Genomic DNA, 16,427 nt, shown 5'->3' with positions numbered 1-16,427 from the left:
AATTTTTATAAATTAGGTTTGTTTTGGGGAATAAACTTAAATTATTGAAGCTTATTTTGAGGATTGGCAAATGATCAATATTGCTTTAATCGTCCTTATCATCCTATTAATTGTGGCTCTCCTTTTTGTTTATAACCGCAAATTGAAAAATGATAAAACCCTACGTTCACTGCAGGAAAACTTCGATCGTGCGCGGTTAAAACTAGCTGAAACAGAGTCGCAACAAGATGAACTGAATTATGAAATCAGTCAATTACGCATTCAAAACAGTGGCTTAAAAATCCAAGTCGATAAAGTAGCGAAATATCAACATATTGTGGATATTGAACAATATGTTGAGTATCGAACTTTACAGGCTGATGGTTTGGTGGAAGTCACCAAAGCCAATGCCGATATCATGTTGAATGATATTCGCGCACAGATCGAACAAGTGCGCCAGTATTTGAGCAAATATCAAGAAAGAGCTAAATCACAAATACAGGAACAAGCCCGTGCCGAGTTAAAGGGTTTGTATAGCCAAGCGCTGGATCAGCAGCATTTGGAAAACATCAACCGTGCTTTGGACAACAAAATACGGGGCTATCAGTCAGCATTCTTTTTACCTTTACAGAGTATTTTAGATCAGCTGATGGATGGCATGAATGAATCTGCGGCAAACCAAAATTTGACTGCGGTACGTTGCAAAATGATTGATGCAATGGAGCAGCAATCGACTGCAAAATGTAATTATGTTGATGAAGAACGTCGTTTGGCTGCGATGCAATTATTTACATTGGTGTTTAATAGTCGTGCTGATTTGTATTTAGCCCAATTAAATACCAAAAACTTAGGTGAGCTATTGCAGGCTTTGGCGGATGATTTCACCTTGCTCAATGCGCATGGTGTACATTTTAGTCAGGCACGGGTACTCGACAGTTATCTACAATTACGCTTAGAAGAATTGAAAATGGCAGCTTTGGTTTTACATCTTAAAGAAACTCAGGCCCACATGGATGTTGTGGTTTAATTTGAATTGTTATCAGAAAGATCACTTCGGCGGTCTATTTCTGATTAAAGAGATTTAGCTAATGCAAATTGCAACAATTATCCGTTAATCTAAGTCAACAGAATAAAATTCATAAACGATAAGGGAAAGTACAATGACTCGTGATTTTAAACAATTTCCAGATGATGATAATGGCAATGTGCTGTGGCAGATGCAGCAAGATGGTGATGATTTATCTGTGCCGCACGAAATCGAATATTCAATTGCCTTTTCGAACGAAGCGCAGGCTGAACAGTGTGCATTGTATTTATTGAAAGAAGAGCAAAAAATTTCGTTGTTCCAAGATGAAGAATCAGATCGCGTGGAATGGATTATCACGGTCTATGTTTATATGGAGCCTGATTATGAAGATATTGTCGATTTAGAGCAGTGGTTTATTAAAATTGCAGAACAACATTCAGGCGAATATGACGGTTGGGGTTGTATGGCTTATATCTATGAAGATGATGATCTGGATGAAGATGAAGCACAATTGAGCTAAGTCTCAGTATTACATCGAAAGTGACAAGAACCCAGTGATTCAACTGGGTTTTTATTTTTTAAATTGTAGGAATATTGGGTTAAGTATTTATTTTTAAAAAATTTAAATTCAAGTTAATATGAATGCAGCTCACAAAACATAACAAGGCATTGCGTTAAAGTGATGGGATCAATCTGTAGGATTCACTATAGTATTGAACAGCAATGACCTTTCTCGCATGTCTCAAAGCTGTTTCATTTAGAACGTTTCAGTGTGATAAAAATTGACGATAAAGCGAGGGTGAATGCATGTGGATGATTCAGTGAAAACAATGACAAAAGGACATCATCATGAGCAATACTGTTCGATTACATCGTGTTTTTAGTGCGCCTGTAGAGCGCGTTTATCGTGCCCTTGTGGAGCCAGATGCTTTGGTTAAATGGATGGCACCGCATGGATTTACTGCCCATGTGGAGCATTCGGATGTGCGTGTAGGTGGCTCGTACCGCATGTCGTTTCAAAATTTTTCAACGGGAACCACACACGCTTTTCATGGTGATTATCATGAAGTCGTGCCGAATCATTTACTGCGCTATACAGACCAATTTGATATGCCAGAGTTAGCCGGTGAAATCGAAGTTACTGTTGAGTTTAAAGCGGTCTCAGTAGGAACCGAAGTGACGATTGTACAGGCAGGATTGCCGAGCGTTATTCCACCTGATGCCTGTTATTTGGGTTGGCAGGAGTCTTTACAGTTGCTGGCTTTTTTAGTGAATCCAGCGATCCCCGATGAATAATTTGAAGAATGATCGAAAAACTGTAAATAGATGATGGAGGGCTTAATGACCGTACATATTAAACGTATTTATGATGAGATAAGCCCAGATGACGGTAAACGCATATTGGTCGATCGCTTGTGGCCGCGTGGTATCAGTAAAGTGAGCGCAGAGCTAGATTTGTGGCCGAAGGCATTGACGCCATCGACAGATTTACGTCGTTGGTATCATCAAGATGAGGCAATGGCTTCTCGATGGGACGAGTTTAAACAGCGCTATTTGCAAGAAATACAGCCACATCAAGCCGAGTTGGAACAACTACGGGCATGGGAAAAAGAGGAGCCACTAACCTTACTCACAGCGGCTAAACATACGGATAAAAATCATGCGCATATCTTAAAAGCGTTAATATTAAACACCTCATTAGATATCTAAAATTTAAACCTTCAAGTGCTGTAGCGTTGTGAAATTTACGACCTTCACAAGGTGATTAAACCATACGATATTTATGGTTTTTAAGTTCATGAAATACATAAAAATGTTATATTAAGTTTTTATGGATTTTTACATCCATCTTTTTTGAGGTCTTTTATGTCTTTACCCAATTGTCCCCAATGTAATTCTGAATATACCTATAATGATGGTGACTTACTGATTTGTCCTGAATGCTCACACGAATGGCGTGAAGGCGAAAGCGCTGCAGATGAACAGGTGCTGATTAAAGATGCCAATGGCAATGTATTGGCCGATGGCGACACGGTTACTGTGGTGAAAGATCTTAAAATTAAAGGCTCATCGTCAGTGGTGAAAGTTGGTACCAAAGTTAAAAATATTCGACTTTTAGCTGATGCAACAGATGGTCATGACATTGACTGTAAAATTGATGGTATCGGGGCTATGAAACTCAAATCTGAATACGTGAAAAAAGTTTAAGTTTCGTTTTTGTTCGCTCTAAAGCAACCTTCAAGCATCCTAAGCGAAGTCAACACTTGGCTTAGGATGTCTACTTAAACATGAAATTGATATCTAATCCGCTATAGATTTTACTTTTCAGCCTGCATAATAGACGCATTACAGGTTTGAAATGTCTTTACTATGCCGCATATTCATTTGGAATATTCCAATAACCTTGACGTCGAAGCTCGACCTTTACTTAAAGCGCTGAACGCTGCCTTATTTGAATCGGGTCATGTAAGTGCCATCAATGATATTAAGAGCCGCGCTGTCGCTCAGGAAGAGTTTGTTGTGGGTTTGGATGAACACGCTCAACATGCGTATATGCATGCCAAAGTTTCATTATTGACGGGTCGAACGGTCGAAGTGCAAAAGCAAATTTCATTGTTGTTATTGGACGTGCTGAAACAACATGTCACAGCTTCAGTAGTAGAAGTGCAACTTTGTGTGGAAATTTTAGAAATGAATAAAGCGACGTATTCAAAGCAGATCGTGAGTTCTTAAGACATTCATTACATGCAGAAACGCGCATATATTTTGAAATACATCATGCTGTAAAAATGATGAAATCTGACTTCGGTCGGATTATTTTTTATTGGAATTATTTATTAAAAAATCCCTTTTTGATTAAATTTTGAGCTTTATACTGATCAAAAAAGACATTGAAAAATGTGACCGAGTTCATTTATATTCTGTAGATCAGGTTGAATTTCCAACAACAAATCCTGATCGAATAATAGATAAAACAATGAAAATGAAGGGGTAACCTATGTCGGGATGGTACGAGATCAGTCACTCTAATGATCAGCAGTTCCGTTTTGTTTTAAAAGCGGGTAACGGTGAAATCATTTTAACGAGTGAATTATACAAAGCGAAAGCATCAGCACAAAACGGGATTGAGTCTGTACAAAAGAACAGTGCAGATGACAGCCGTTTTGAACGACTGACAGCCAAAAATGGCAAACCTTATTTCAATTTGAAAGCGGCAAACCATCAAATTATTGGAACTAGCCAATTTTATGCCAGTGAGCAATCGCGAGATAAAGGCATTGAATCAGTTAAAACCAATGGTGCAAGTACCCAAATTAAAGATCTAACAGTTTAAATTTGCAATAACTTGATAGAGATAGTTGAAAGGGAATAAACCCTGATGGCTCATCAAAATCACTAGGTCAAAAGCAATATGGTTCTCAGATAAGTGCTGTTGGGTTGGACGCTATTCAATCAGATCAGGCTTATTTGACGGTACAAGGAAGTACCACAACTTCACTGGCTAGAGTGGTGAACGATGAATAAGCAGAATCATATTTTGTATTATGGGCTCATTACGATTTTGATCATCGTCATGGGTTGGATGATTGCGTCTCCGTATTGGGTGTTGTATCAAATACGTCAAGCCTATGAGCACAATCAACCTGAAAAAATTGCTCAATATATCGATTTTGCGGCAGTCAAATCGAGTCTAAAACCACAAGTTGAAGACCTCATTCAACAGAAAACTGGGCTACAGCATTTACCCGAATTTGCCCAGTCTTGGGGTGGGCAGCTCAGCACAGTCCTCAGTGCAACGCTAGTCGATAGTCTGGTCAATCCAACCAGTATCATGCTGCTTTTACAAGGCAAAGCATTAAAAGAGTCGATCCAACTACCAGAAATAACCAAACTGACCAATCCGAGCATGATTAGCCCAGGGATTGAACTATTCACACATGCTGAAAATAAGGTCGCAGAACAACCTTATGCGTCAACACTATCCAAAAATGACGAAACTGCAACCGCTGTTGCTTTAAAGCAAAGCCAGCCACTTGAACCCAAAGCCAGCTATAGCGCTTGGAATCGATTTGATCTGTATGTGCCGCTCCAAGGCCTAAGCGAAGAAAAATATACCGTATTTAGTATGCAACGCCGCGGTTGGAGCTGGAAGATCGTTAAAATTCAACTTCCAAACGCCGCCCAGAACAATGCTTCATAAAAAATAAAATAAATAGGTGCCAGAGATGCAAGATAAAATCAAAATAGTTGGTGACCAACAGGCCGCTGACGAAATTCTGCAATTTTTAGCCAATTGGGATGAGGTCATCTGCCAATTGAAAATTGAAAATATTGCTGAATCCTGCGCAGCAGATGTGTACTTTTTTGATGCCAGTTGTGAAATGCGTGGCTTAATGGCATATCAAAAAATGTGGGAATTTTATCGGGAGTATTTTCGTGAAGGCTTAAAGGTATTTAGGCGGGAATTGGTCATCCATGCAGATCCTGATATTGCCTTTCTGCACTGTTATTCCAAAATTGATGATCAGAGCGGGATACCGACGCCGGGGATCTCGTGGTGTCGTAATACCATTGGGATGAAAAAAACGCAGTCTCAATGGAAGATCGTTCATCAACATATTTCTGTTCCCGTGGATATTGTGACTCATCAAAGTAAAGTGATTACCTTTTAATTCCTCTCGAAACGCAGTATGAAAACAGAGCTATAAAGCTCTGTTTTTTTCTTTGCAAATCATTACATGAAATGCGTATGCAGCCCTAAAACTTCAGCCTAAATTAAAAAATAATGACCATCGTTCAGGATAAGAAAATGGATCATAAAAATAATAAATTAGCGCAAGAATTTGAATCATCACCATCAGGTCAAAAGCAAGGCTTGCAAGACCTGAACGCATCGAAGCAAATGCCCCCTGCAGATTTACATAAAGTGATTCGAATCACAGCAGGGTTTATCATCGGCAGTTTGCTGATTGCCGCCTTATATCTTGGCAAAGATATTTTTATTCCATTGGCACTCGCAATTTTATTGGCTTTTTTAGTTGATCCTTTGGTGATGAAACTACGCGGTTGGGGACTTCCGCAGATGCCATCTATATTTATTGTGGTCGGTTTGGCTTTGGCGATTTTATCCGGCGCGGCCTCTTATTTGGGTTATCAACTGGGGCAATTAAGCCAAGAATTACCGCAATATCAGGGCACGATTCAAAAGAAAATGGATTCTATTCGTCAATTTGCACGCGGCCCGAGTGTTTGGGATGGCGCAAAAACCACCATAGATACCGTTGAAAATTCGATAGATGATGTGGTGCCAGAAGAGAAAAATCCTAAAGTGCAACAAGTGAAAGTGGTGGGGCAACAACAAACCACGGCTGAAGCGGTCATGGCTTGGAGCGAGCGGGTGCTCAATCCCTTGGCAACTGCGGGTATTGTTTTTTTGTTTGTGATTCTGATTTTGGTCAATCGGAAAGATTTGCATGATCGTTTCCTTAAGCTGCTGGGCGGTAATTTAAATATTGGAACTGACGCACTAGATGAAGCGGCCAATCGTATCGGTAAATATTTACGTATGCAGCTGATGGTGAATGTGACCTACGGTATTCCGATGGCTTTGGGACTTTGGTTTATTGGGGTGCCGGCAGCAATTATGTGGGGAATGGTGGCGATTGTGATGCGCTTTGTTCCCTATGTCGGCCCAATGATTTCTGCGATTTTCCCCATTGCATTGGCTTTTGCGGTAGATCCCACATGGAATATGGTGCTATGGACAGTGGGTTTAATTTTGCTCGTGGAATTGGTCAGTAATAATATTATTGAGCCTTGGTTATATGGGGAAAGTACCGGACTTTCAACCTTAGCCATTATTATTGCCGCCATGTTTTGGACGGCTGTGTGGGGACCAATTGGTTTAATTTTATCGACGCCTTTAACCGCATGTTTATTGGTGCTTTCGAGCTATGTACCATCCTTAGGTTTTATTAAAACCCTGATCGGTAGTACACCTGCATTGGCACCGCATGAGCGCTTTTATCAGAGATTAGTCGCTGATGATGTGCAAGATGCCGTGGATGTCGCACAAAATTTTATTGCTGAAAAGTTACCGAAGGATGCGACGGATGAAATCAAGGCACGTCGGGTCAATGCGTTTTATGCCAAAGTGGCGATTCCAGCCATACGGATTTTTTCGAGCGGACACAACACCGAGGCCAGTGCAGAGCATCGACTACGCTTACATCAAGGCTTAAAACTGTTTAATCATAGTTTTCAACGGGCATATCCAGTGGCACAGCAGGATCAGAAAGCAGCGGTGTTATGTATCGGCGCACGTTGGGAAATTGATGTTCAAGTATCGGCTATGTTGGCGCATGGGCTAAGTTTAAGCGGTATTCCGGCTCAGGCATTTAGCGACGTATTGATTCAAAATCAGCATCAAAGTATGGATGATATCCAAGAGGATATTCAGATCGTATGTATTTCGATTTTCCATACAGTACCAGAAGCTCAAATTCGCCTTTTAAGCCATGTTTTTAAGGCACAGTTTCCAGATATAAAACTGATTTTTGCACTGTGGAGCTGTGATGAGATATCCCAATTAGATGCGATCAAAGAAAATTTCACCGTCGATGCAGTGGTCAATAATATGAATGACTTGTTATTAACCATTGAAGCTTTTCAATTGAAGCATGGTGAATCTTGGTTGGATGAGCCTGATCCTAGCGTTGAAGCGCAGCGCTTAAAAGCATTAGAAGAACTGAATGTTTTGGATGAGCGGAATTTACCGATCTATGAACAATATATTGAAGAAGCTCGACAAGCCTTCGATGTGAAATATGCGCAAATTTCTTGGGTCAAGCAAGATTGGGTTTATACCCCAGGTAGCCCTTTGGCTGAGGCTACCGAGCAACCGATGCAGGTGCGCCAGTCGAAGCAAGACTCGATCTGTAGCCATTTGGTGTATCAAAATGAACGATTGATAATTGAAGACCTACAACGTGACCCACGCTTTGCGCATTTACCTGAATTGATGCATAACCGCATTCGCTTTTATGCAGGCGTTGCACTTAGAGACCGTAATGGGGTGGCGTTGGGAAGTTTCTGTGTTTTAGATCGGCAGCCGAATCAAATGACCGATGATGATATGAGTCTGTTAAAAGGCCTTGCGGCAGATTTGATGAATACGCTCAGTGATGAAAATGTGAAGCGAAAAAAATGTGAGGAGATACAGCAACTAAATGATTCGTCTTCATAATTTCAAATGATGCAGCAGATCTTTTTAGGCTGGAGTTTCAGTGAAAAGCATTTTAAGATAGTTCTAATATAATTATTTTGAGCCAAAGACATGAACAAAAATAATGTCATCTGGCAACTTCTATTGGGCTATGTTGTTGCATTGGGTTGTAGTGTGAGCTTTGCTCAAATTCAAGGAAACTATTTTTCACATAAAGATTGGGAAATCGCTTGTGATAATACGGGGACTTGTCGCGTTGCAGGTTATCAAGCGGAGGGCAATCAGCCCGCTATTTCTGTGTTATTACAACGTGCTGCGGGAGCTCAAGCGCAAGTCAGCGCACGAGTAAAACTCGATCCTGAAACCTTCAATGCGGCAAATAAACCACTTCAACTTTACATTTTAGGTAAAAATCAGGGAACTGTGCAGCTTGATGCCAAAACCGCGGAGGGTCAGTTAAGTGCAGCTCAAACTCAAAAACTGATTCAAGCCTTACAAGCCAACCAACCAATTGTGTGGAAAGGCAACAACAAAACATGGTTATTGTCCGTGCAGGGCGCTAGTGCAGTTTTACTCCGTATGGATGATTTTCAAAAGCGCATAGGGACAAATTCGGCATTATTGCGTAAAGCCAATAACAGTTCGGTCAATGTACTCAAACCGAAAAGTATTCCGAAAGTGAATATTCAAAATTATAGTAAGGGCTTACAAACACGGTATGCCGTCAATGCGCCCACAGCCAAACAATTGTTTGGATTGATAAAGAAGAAAACGACAGTAGAAGATTGTCCTCAACTCTTTGATGCAAATTTCTTAGAGGATGATCGGGTCGTGGTGTTTCCAATCAATGGGAAAAATGCCTTGGTCGAAGTGCCATGTTGGCGTGGGGCATATAATAGTGGTAATGGCTATTGGCTGATGGATCGAAATTTAAAGCAAATCAAACAATCCGTGACCTTTTCCGGAAGTGGTTTTAGCGAAGGGCAGATTTTCTCCAATCAACGTGGACGAGGCATTGGCGACTGTCATAGTACGGGGGAGTGGTCATGGAATGGTCAGCGTTTTATCCAAACCTATATGGCAAAAACCACACAGTGCAAAGGATTTGCTGGTGGTGCGTGGGAAATTCCAACCTTGGTCTATCGCGTTCAACTCGACTCTTAATTTGAAAAAGCCCTGATATTCAGGGCTTTAAATGATATAGCGTTTTATTCTATGGGGTTTAAATAAATAACCGAGTACTTTAAAAACGTTTTGGTATTTTTTGTCCACCGACAACCGGTGATTCAGCGATTTTCAACACACCAAATAACCATGTTTCGGCATGATGAACAGCCGTTTTGAGCTCATCACCTAAGGCTAAACGCCCTGCAATAAAACTCGCCAATGAACAGCCCGAACCATGATATTCCCCATCCAGTCGTGGACAACGGGTTTCAGAGACTAATTCACCCTGAACATATAACGAGTTTTGAATATAGTCAGGCGTATTTTCATGCCCACCTTTTACTAATACCGCTTGAGCACCCATCGCAAAAAGTTGCGCAGTTGCTTTAGAAATATCCTCTTCACCTGTGAGCGCACGTAATTCTACGGTATTGGGTGTAAGCACAGTGGCAAGTGGAATTAGTTCTGCAAAGGCTTTGACCAACGTTGCTTGATCGCCCAAAGAGCCACCACTATTGGCAACTAAAACGGGGTCGAGAACATAGTGATATTCGGGATGTTCACGTAAAAACTCAGCGAGAGCCGCGATATTTTCAGTCGTTCCTAACATTCCTGATTTTACACAGCGAATAGGGAGGTCACCGACGACGGCATGTGCTTGAGCCAGCAATAACTCACGAGAGGTTGCTTCAAACGAATACACTTGTTGTGAGTTTTGAACGGTTAATGCTGTACACGCAATGGCAGCATGTGCGCCACTTTGACCAATGGCTTCAATGTCCGCTTGCAGTCCTGCACCACCTGAAGGGTCAAGACCTGAAAAGCACAGTACAGTAGGGCGCACAATGATGTCCTTATTACACAAAATTTGCGATAGTATAGGCAACTTTGAGCGAACACTCGATAGTATTTTTGCAGAAGTGAATGGATAAGGTAAAAGCTGTGATTAAGAATATATTGATCGATCTCGATGGAACATTAACAGATCCAAAAGTTGGCATTACCACTTCAGCACGCTATGGACTGGCGAAAATTGGACATCCCATTTCGGATGAGACCAATATCGATTGGATCATTGGACCACCTTTGAAAGCCTCTTTGGCCGAAATCCTCAATGTCGATGTGCATAATGTACTTGCAGATCAGGCTTTACTTGGCTATCGCGAGCGCTTTGCCGTTACCGGTTTATTTGAAAATAAAGTGTATCCTGCGGTTGCCGAAACTCTAGCAACTTTACAACAGCAAGGCTTTCACTTGTACGTCGCTACAGCAAAGCCGACGGTCTATGCCCGCCAAATTTTAGAACATTTTGATTTGGCACAATATTTTACTGTGATCTATGGCAGTGAACTGAACGGTGAGCGCACCAACAAAGGCGATTTAATTGAATACATTTTGCAGCAAGAACAGTTGGATGCGAAGGAATGTGTGATGGTGGGAGACCGTGAGTACGATATTTTAGGCGCACGCCGTAATGCAGTGCAGAGTATTGCTGTGAGCTATGGTTATGGTAGTGCAGAAGAAATTCAAACGGCTGCACCGGCACTGGTGATTGATCGTTTTAACGATTTGATTTCGAGTATTGAGCAATTGCAGCAGCAGAAAGTGTCGTAGTTGCACCTAATCAAGAGAATGATGCTGATTATTTAAAGATAATCAGCAAAATCAGAAAAATCAGCCCACAGAAAAACCATTTGAGCAAAGGTGACTCATCATTTTTGATGGTTTCTGCTTCGAGTGCGATACCATGTTTGTCGTAAACAAATACAAAATGCGCATTTGCACTTAGAGCCATTTCTTGAATGGCTTGTAGCTCGAGTGCGCTGACTTCTTCACTTAAGCGTTCTTTTAACTGAATAAAAATAACCGGCTGTCCAAACTCATACCACTTGAAGTGGATCTGTTGTATGAGTTGGTTGAAGCACTGTTCTGCAATATGATAGTTTCGGACAAAACTTCCGCGTTCTATAAAAGCCAAAGGGCAGTTTTGTTCAGCTACAATTTGATGATCACGCGTTAAAACTTGCATTTGATCATAATGGATCTGTACCCAAACTGCGTCAGGAAAAGACGCTAATTTTTCTTTTAACATCACTTTTAGATTTCATTATTTTTTTAATTACTAGCAGTATGTCATTAAAATTTAGAGAAAAATATAGCTGAGATATAAAAAACACATCGATCTATCGAGTTTTTATCTTAAAACGTCTTTCGCAGTTTTGTCACTTTGAATTTTTAACTTCTACAATTGAAATATCTAAATCTTAAGTAGGTTTTTAAAGCCATTATCCTTTTTCTAGAAAACTGTTTCTCATCTGATTTATGTAATCGATCTTGTAACTGTTTCTGGCTTTTGAAAAAATTCAGACAGAAAACAATAAAGCTGAATGCTATGTCCAAATCGTTTTTATTCCCTAGTCAGTGGCTCAAACCTTTGCACCCACGTGATCCACATGAGCATCATCGTGTCGCGACCTCTTTAGAATTGCTTTTTGACTTGATCTTTGTCGTGGCGATCGCAACAGCAGGGCAGCAACTGCATCATGCCATTGTTGAAAATCATTTAGCTCAGGGTTTAACGCTGTATGGCATGGTGTTTTTTGCCTTGTGGTGGGCGTGGATGAACTTTAGTTGGTTTGCTTCGGCGTATGATAATGATGATGCGCTCTATCGAATCTTAACTTTCGTACAGATCATTGGTTCTTTGGTCATTGCTGCAGGTATTCCAAGCGCTTTTCAAAAGCAGGATTTTGACGTAATTGTGATTGGTTATGCCATTATGCGTCTCGGCTTAGTTACAGCAGTGGTTTCGCGTTGCAAAGCATGATCTGTCCCGTCGGAAAACAGCATTACGCTATGCTTTTGGCATCATACTGGTGCAAGTGGGGTGGCTGTTCTTTCATTTTTCACCGCTGCATTTCACAGTTTATCTTTTCATTTTGCTCGGAATTGCTGAACTGTCTATCCCAGTTTTTGCAGAAGCTGCAAGCCGTACACCTTGGCATGCGCATCATATTGCAGAGCGATATTCACTGCTTACCATTATCGTTTTAGGCGAATCTATTGTCGGATGCTCGATTGCCATAACCGATGCATTAACAAATCAGCGTTTTAGTACTGAACTGATCTTTTTGATGGTAGGCGGCCTGATGATGATGTTCACCATGTGGTGGTCTTATTTTGATACCAGTATTGCAGAGCGTTTAAATAGCCGCAAAATGGCATTTACATGGGGCTATGGGCATTTCTTTGTCTTTATTAGTATTGCAGCGATTGGTGCTAGTTTAGCTGCGGCAGTCGATGTGGTTTCGCATGAGGCACTGATTAGTTCTGAAAAAGAAAGCTACTTTGTGGCGATCAGCCTTGTGATTTATACGACAAGTTTATATTTACTCCATGAATTGCATCATCAAAGTGGTTTTAGAAAACTTTTATATCCTTTAACCGTGGTGATTGTTTTGTGTATTCCGTTGTTTATCACACCCGCAGGTTATGCAATATTTGCGATGGCAGTGGTATATGCATTGAGGTTGATGTTTACAAAATGCTATTTGGCAAGATAAGTTAATGATATGATATTCATCAATAATTCGTTATATTGCTGATGAAAATAACGTCCAAGAATCATCAAATAAAGATAAAACATAGAGGATTATATGAAAGGGCAAATACTCGATTTTTCTGTTCAAAATAATACAGGCATCATCAGTGGAGATGATCAGAATCGTTATCAATTTTCTGGAAGCGATTGGAAAGGACAAACTGTTCCTGCTCGTGGACAATTTGTTGATTTTGAGACAAGTGGATTGGGTTACGCAACCGATATTTACTTAGTCGCTGTGCCGAATGCTTTAGGCACGCAATACGGTCAAAAGAGTCGTATTGTTGCTGCACTCTTAGCATTCTTCCTTGGTGGATTTGGTATACATAAATTCTATTTGGGTCGTATTGGATGGGGGATTGTGTATCTGCTATTCTGTTGGACCTTTATTCCATCCATTGTTGCTTTTATTGAATTTATTATTTATCTATGCACTTCAGATGAAGATTTTGCGCGTAAATATGGCTAAAGTTTTTTGTTAAAAGATAAGGCGCATTGTGCGCCTTATTTTATTGTTGCAGATCTCTAGCGGGTTGACCCCATTGGTTGTTCTCGGCTTTGGTGTCTGTAGCCCACCATATAATCAGTGGAATGATTCCAATGATTGTGAGCATTAAAAGTTGCCACCAACCTGAACGTCCTGTGTCATGTAGTCGACGTGCGCCAACAGCTAAGCTAGGAATGAGTAAAACGATATTGGTAATATTTTCTAGCCAAGGTTCACTGCCAATAACGAAATCGCAAACAGAGGCAAGTATAATGACCAATATACAAAATAGCCAAAAGAACCAGAACTCTTTACGTCGAGCACGTCCTTCAAATTCAGCAAACTTTTTCAGTGGTTTGAATGACCACGCGAAAAAGTCATAGTTTTCCTCTTCTTCACTGTAGTTTGTTCGCGTATTCGTGGAAAAACTTTGTTGGCGTAATGCAATATAGACTTGAATTGCTTGCCCACTTTCATCCAAAGCAAAATCAACCTGTTCTCCACGTGTAGGTGGTCTTTGACCTCGCCATTCATGACCAGCAAATTGATAGTGTTTTCCATCTTCAGCACTAATCACCCCAGTATTAGTTTGAATCGAAAAATCTAGTATTTGTCCTTTCATATTTTTCCTGAGTTAATGTGCTGTAGATAGGGTGGCTACATAAATAGTAGCCACGATTTTTTATTTATTTGGCAGGTTGTCCCCATTGGTTTACTTCAGGTTTGGTTTCTGTTGCAAGCCAAATTAGAACCAGAATTGGTCCAACGAGCGGAATCATTTGTATTAACCAATACCAACCAGATTTATTAATATCATGTAAACGACGTACTGCAACGGAAAGGGACGGAATAACCATTGCTAAGATGAAAATACCTGTGAATATTCCTTTGGTTCTAAGCACTGAATCGACAATCAGAGTAATAATCATTGCGATAAGATAGACCAATACAAAAAACCAATATTCTTTACGGCGTGCACGTCCAGTAAAGTTGGCATAATTTTTTAGACATTTGACAAACCAATCAATCATGTTGAATTTTGATTCAGCTTGGTCTTGGTTTGAAATTTTATCGAGTTGCTGTGAAATTTGTTGAATAGGATTACTGCTGCCAAGAGCATTGAATACTTGAACAGCTTGACCTTCTGGACTGATATCGAAATCTACATGATCGCCGCGTTTAGGTGAGTTTTGGCCACGCCATTCTGCACCTGTAAACTCATAACGGTTTTGATCATCTCCACTGATAATGCCTGAATTGGTTTGTACTGAATAATCTAAAATCTGACCTTTCATTCTGTCCTCTTTTATTATGTGATTTTTATTAATTGATGTATTTTTATACCGTTTTATATTAGCAGAATATGAATTAAATTAAATGCATAGATTTGCTTGGGTGAATGAAATTCTTCATAAAAAAAAGCGGAACACTTTGGTTCCGCTTTTGATATTTCGCTGAAAAATTTATTACCAGCTTAACGCGCCACCAGTTTGGTAATCCGTTACGCGAGTTTCAAAGAAGTTCTTCTCTTTACGTAAGTCCATCATTTCAGACATCCACTGGAATGGGTTATTCACGCCAGCAAATTGTTCAGGTAAGCCCAATTGGCTCAAACGACGGTTACAGATGAACTTCAAGTATTCTTCCATCATGCCTGCATTCATACCCAATACACCGCGTGGCATAGTGTCACGTGCATATTCGATTTCAAGCATTGTACCTTCAAGAATCATTTGAATGATTTCTTCTTGGAACTCAGCAGTCCATAGGTGAGGGTTCTCGATCTTGATTTGGTTGATCATGTCGATACCAAAGTTCAAGTGCATAGATTCATCACGTAAGATGTATTGGAATTGTTCAGCAACACCATTCATCTTGTTACGACGACCCATAGACAAGATTTGGCTGAAACCACAGTAGAAGAAGATACCTTCAAGTACGCAGTAGAACGCGATCAAGTTGCGAAGCAAGATTTGGTCGTTTTCAGGTGTACCTGTTTTGAACGTAGGATCACTTAAAGATTGTGTATATTTCAGACCCCAAGCTGCTTTACGAGCCACTGAAGGAATTTCACGGTACATGTTGAAGACTTCGCCTTCGTCCATACCTAAAGATTCGATACAGTATTGGTAAGCGTGCGTGTGAATCGCTTCTTCAAATGATTGACGTAAGATGTACTGACGGCATTCAGGGTTGGTGATGTGACGGTAGATTGCAAGAACCAAGTTGTTTGCAACCAATGAATCCGCAGTCGAGAAGAAACCTAAAGAACGCATAACAATGGTACGTTCATCTTCGGTTAAGCCATTTTCAGACTTCCAAAGTGCGATGTCATGGTTCATGTTCACTTCTTGCGGCATCCAGTGGTTTGCACAACCGTCTAGATATTTTTGCCAAGCCCATTCGTATTTGAATGGTACAAGTTGGTTTAAGTCAGCGCGGCAGTTGATCATCGCTTTATCGTCAACTTGAACACGCTGAGCACCCATTTCTAGCTCCTCTAAGCCAGGTGCAACGTCTAGATTTTCTAGAGCGTTAGATGCTCTTGCCAACGGATCGGTTGGATCTGTTGGTCGATTTGTACTGGTTCGAGCGGGTTGTGCAGCTGCCAAATTCGGCGATGAGTGCTGTGCATTAGATACCACTTGCGAATCAGTCGTTTTTTGCGGTTCGACGGGCGCAGGCTGGTGAGCTTGTGCAGCTTGTTTCGGTTCATCATCTTCGAAATCGTCCCAACTTAGGATAGACATAAACAGTTCTCTCTTCGTTGCTTTATATCTTTTATAGACATCCAGCGTCGCTGAGATGTCCTACTATACGCTCAATTTGTGTAAGCAAAATTAAGTTTTGTCGATCACTGCTCTAAAAGTGTTCGGTAGAGCAAATATCCCCACTACTTATTTTGATTACGCGATTTATATGCCTTGAACCAGAAATAGGC

At 40.6% G+C, this 16,427-nt stretch carries 18 protein-coding genes and 1 pseudogene; 14 read left to right on the top strand and 5 right to left on the bottom strand.

The window, feature by feature from the left end:
* The first annotated feature begins 70 nt into the window (after positions 1-70).
* From FTU64_RS04825 to FTU64_RS04775, 11 genes are all read left to right on the top strand, one after another.
* Positions 71-1,006 carry a hypothetical protein gene (locus FTU64_RS04825; RefSeq protein ID WP_180055551.1) on the top strand — a complete coding sequence of 312 codons (936 nt, stop codon included), beginning with the start codon at positions 71-73 and terminating at the stop codon, positions 1,004-1,006.
* Positions 1,007-1,139: 133 nt separating this feature from the next.
* Positions 1,140-1,526, top strand: a complete 387-nt coding sequence (locus FTU64_RS04820; protein ID WP_111884820.1) for a ribonuclease E inhibitor RraB — start codon at positions 1,140-1,142, stop codon at positions 1,524-1,526.
* A gap of 329 nt (positions 1,527-1,855) precedes the next feature.
* On the top strand, positions 1,856-2,302 hold the full coding sequence (locus tag FTU64_RS04815) for an SRPBCC family protein (protein WP_180059319.1): 447 nt from the start codon (positions 1,856-1,858) through the stop codon (positions 2,300-2,302).
* A gap of 45 nt (positions 2,303-2,347) precedes the next feature.
* Positions 2,348-2,716, top strand: a complete 369-nt coding sequence (locus tag FTU64_RS04810; protein WP_180009302.1) for a DUF488 domain-containing protein — start codon at positions 2,348-2,350, stop codon at positions 2,714-2,716.
* Positions 2,717-2,872: 156 nt separating this feature from the next.
* Complete coding sequence (locus FTU64_RS04805; protein WP_168378554.1) at positions 2,873-3,214, top strand: zinc ribbon domain-containing protein YjdM; 342 nt, start codon at positions 2,873-2,875, stop codon at positions 3,212-3,214.
* A 162-nt stretch (positions 3,215-3,376) separates the two neighbouring features.
* Positions 3,377-3,739, top strand: coding sequence for a 5-carboxymethyl-2-hydroxymuconate Delta-isomerase (locus FTU64_RS04800; RefSeq protein ID WP_180059318.1), 363 nt, complete (start codon positions 3,377-3,379; stop codon positions 3,737-3,739).
* Positions 3,740-4,004: 265 nt separating this feature from the next.
* A complete protein-coding gene (locus FTU64_RS04795; RefSeq protein ID WP_180009306.1) occupies positions 4,005-4,340 on the top strand; it encodes a YegP family protein in 336 nt (111 codons plus the stop codon).
* Positions 4,341-4,523: 183 nt separating this feature from the next.
* Entirely contained in the window at positions 4,524-5,207 is a 684-nt protein-coding gene (locus FTU64_RS04790; protein ID WP_180004734.1) for a DUF2939 domain-containing protein, read from the top strand.
* A gap of 25 nt (positions 5,208-5,232) precedes the next feature.
* Positions 5,233-5,679, top strand: a complete 447-nt coding sequence (locus tag FTU64_RS04785) for a nuclear transport factor 2 family protein (protein WP_218946117.1) — start codon at positions 5,233-5,235, stop codon at positions 5,677-5,679.
* A 137-nt stretch (positions 5,680-5,816) separates the two neighbouring features.
* Entirely contained in the window at positions 5,817-8,252 is a 2,436-nt protein-coding gene (locus FTU64_RS04780; RefSeq protein WP_257222193.1) for an AI-2E family transporter, read from the top strand.
* Positions 8,253-8,342: 90 nt separating this feature from the next.
* The gene (locus tag FTU64_RS04775) at positions 8,343-9,395 is read left to right on the top strand and encodes a DUF1176 domain-containing protein (protein ID WP_180059317.1); all 1,053 of its coding nucleotides are present in this window, start codon (positions 8,343-8,345) and stop codon (positions 9,393-9,395) included.
* A 79-nt stretch (positions 9,396-9,474) separates the two neighbouring features.
* On the opposite strand, the gene FTU64_RS04770 is transcribed toward FTU64_RS04775, so the two are convergent.
* Positions 9,475-10,242 (bottom strand): hydroxymethylpyrimidine/phosphomethylpyrimidine kinase, encoded by a 768-nt coding sequence (locus FTU64_RS04770; RefSeq protein WP_078191115.1) that lies wholly within the window; start codon positions 10,240-10,242, stop codon positions 9,475-9,477.
* 98 nt (positions 10,243-10,340) lie between these two features.
* On the opposite strand from FTU64_RS04770, the gene FTU64_RS04765 reads away from it, so the two are divergent.
* Positions 10,341-11,012, top strand: coding sequence for an HAD-IA family hydrolase (locus FTU64_RS04765; RefSeq protein WP_180055601.1), 672 nt, complete (start codon positions 10,341-10,343; stop codon positions 11,010-11,012).
* 28 nt (positions 11,013-11,040) lie between these two features.
* Here FTU64_RS04765 and FTU64_RS04760 read toward each other — a convergent pair whose 3' ends face one another.
* Positions 11,041-11,493: a hypothetical protein gene (locus FTU64_RS04760; protein ID WP_180059316.1), complete on the bottom strand. Its 453-nt coding sequence runs from the start codon at positions 11,491-11,493 to the stop codon at positions 11,041-11,043.
* Positions 11,494-11,790: 297 nt separating this feature from the next.
* Here FTU64_RS04760 and FTU64_RS04755 point away from each other — a divergent pair.
* Both FTU64_RS04755 and FTU64_RS16325 read left to right on the top strand, forming a co-directional pair.
* Positions 11,791-12,961 (top strand): annotated as a pseudogene (locus FTU64_RS04755) (low temperature requirement protein A).
* Between the two features lie 93 nt (positions 12,962-13,054).
* A complete protein-coding gene (locus FTU64_RS16325; RefSeq protein WP_257220987.1) occupies positions 13,055-13,468 on the top strand; it encodes a TM2 domain-containing protein in 414 nt (137 codons plus the stop codon).
* A gap of 40 nt (positions 13,469-13,508) precedes the next feature.
* Here the strand turns inward: FTU64_RS16325 and FTU64_RS04745 are convergent, their stop codons facing one another.
* From FTU64_RS04745 to FTU64_RS04735, 3 genes are all read right to left on the bottom strand, one after another.
* The gene (locus FTU64_RS04745) at positions 13,509-14,108 is read right to left on the bottom strand and encodes a DUF805 domain-containing protein (RefSeq protein ID WP_180004738.1); all 600 of its coding nucleotides are present in this window, start codon (positions 14,106-14,108) and stop codon (positions 13,509-13,511) included.
* A 64-nt stretch (positions 14,109-14,172) separates the two neighbouring features.
* Positions 14,173-14,781, bottom strand: coding sequence for a DUF805 domain-containing protein (locus FTU64_RS04740; RefSeq protein ID WP_168378561.1), 609 nt, complete (start codon positions 14,779-14,781; stop codon positions 14,173-14,175).
* Positions 14,782-14,952: 171 nt separating this feature from the next.
* A complete protein-coding gene (locus FTU64_RS04735) occupies positions 14,953-16,236 on the bottom strand; it encodes a ribonucleotide-diphosphate reductase subunit beta (RefSeq protein WP_078191110.1) in 1,284 nt (427 codons plus the stop codon).
* Positions 16,237-16,427: the final 191 nt, after the last annotated feature.

Source organism: Acinetobacter sp. YH12128 (genome assembly GCF_013418655.1).
GTDB lineage: Bacteria > Pseudomonadota > Gammaproteobacteria > Pseudomonadales > Moraxellaceae > Acinetobacter > Acinetobacter amyesii.
This window is presented reverse-complemented; position numbering and strand designations above follow the sequence as displayed.

Coding starts and splice junctions, on each gene's coding strand:
- FTU64_RS04825 (WP_180055551.1), top strand. CDS start 71: ATGATCAATATTGCTTTAATCGTCCTTATCATCCTATTAATTGTGGCT.
- FTU64_RS04820 (WP_111884820.1), top strand. CDS start 1,140: ATGACTCGTGATTTTAAACAATTTCCAGATGATGATAATGGCAATGTG.
- FTU64_RS04815 (WP_180059319.1), top strand. CDS start 1,856: ATGAGCAATACTGTTCGATTACATCGTGTTTTTAGTGCGCCTGTAGAG.
- FTU64_RS04810 (WP_180009302.1), top strand. CDS start 2,348: ATGACCGTACATATTAAACGTATTTATGATGAGATAAGCCCAGATGAC.
- FTU64_RS04805 (WP_168378554.1), top strand. CDS start 2,873: ATGTCTTTACCCAATTGTCCCCAATGTAATTCTGAATATACCTATAAT.
- FTU64_RS04800 (WP_180059318.1), top strand. CDS start 3,377: ATGCCGCATATTCATTTGGAATATTCCAATAACCTTGACGTCGAAGCT.
- FTU64_RS04795 (WP_180009306.1), top strand. CDS start 4,005: ATGTCGGGATGGTACGAGATCAGTCACTCTAATGATCAGCAGTTCCGT.
- FTU64_RS04790 (WP_180004734.1), top strand. CDS start 4,524: ATGAATAAGCAGAATCATATTTTGTATTATGGGCTCATTACGATTTTG.
- FTU64_RS04785 (WP_218946117.1), top strand. CDS start 5,233: ATGCAAGATAAAATCAAAATAGTTGGTGACCAACAGGCCGCTGACGAA.
- FTU64_RS04780 (WP_257222193.1), top strand. CDS start 5,817: ATGGATCATAAAAATAATAAATTAGCGCAAGAATTTGAATCATCACCA.
- FTU64_RS04775 (WP_180059317.1), top strand. CDS start 8,343: ATGAACAAAAATAATGTCATCTGGCAACTTCTATTGGGCTATGTTGTT.
- FTU64_RS16325 (WP_257220987.1), top strand. CDS start 13,055: ATGAAAGGGCAAATACTCGATTTTTCTGTTCAAAATAATACAGGCATC.
- FTU64_RS04745 (WP_180004738.1), bottom strand. CDS start 14,108: ATGAAAGGACAAATACTAGATTTTTCGATTCAAACTAATACTGGGGTG.
- FTU64_RS04740 (WP_168378561.1), bottom strand. CDS start 14,781: ATGAAAGGTCAGATTTTAGATTATTCAGTACAAACCAATTCAGGCATT.
- FTU64_RS04735 (WP_078191110.1), bottom strand. CDS start 16,236: ATGTCTATCCTAAGTTGGGACGATTTCGAAGATGATGAACCGAAACAA.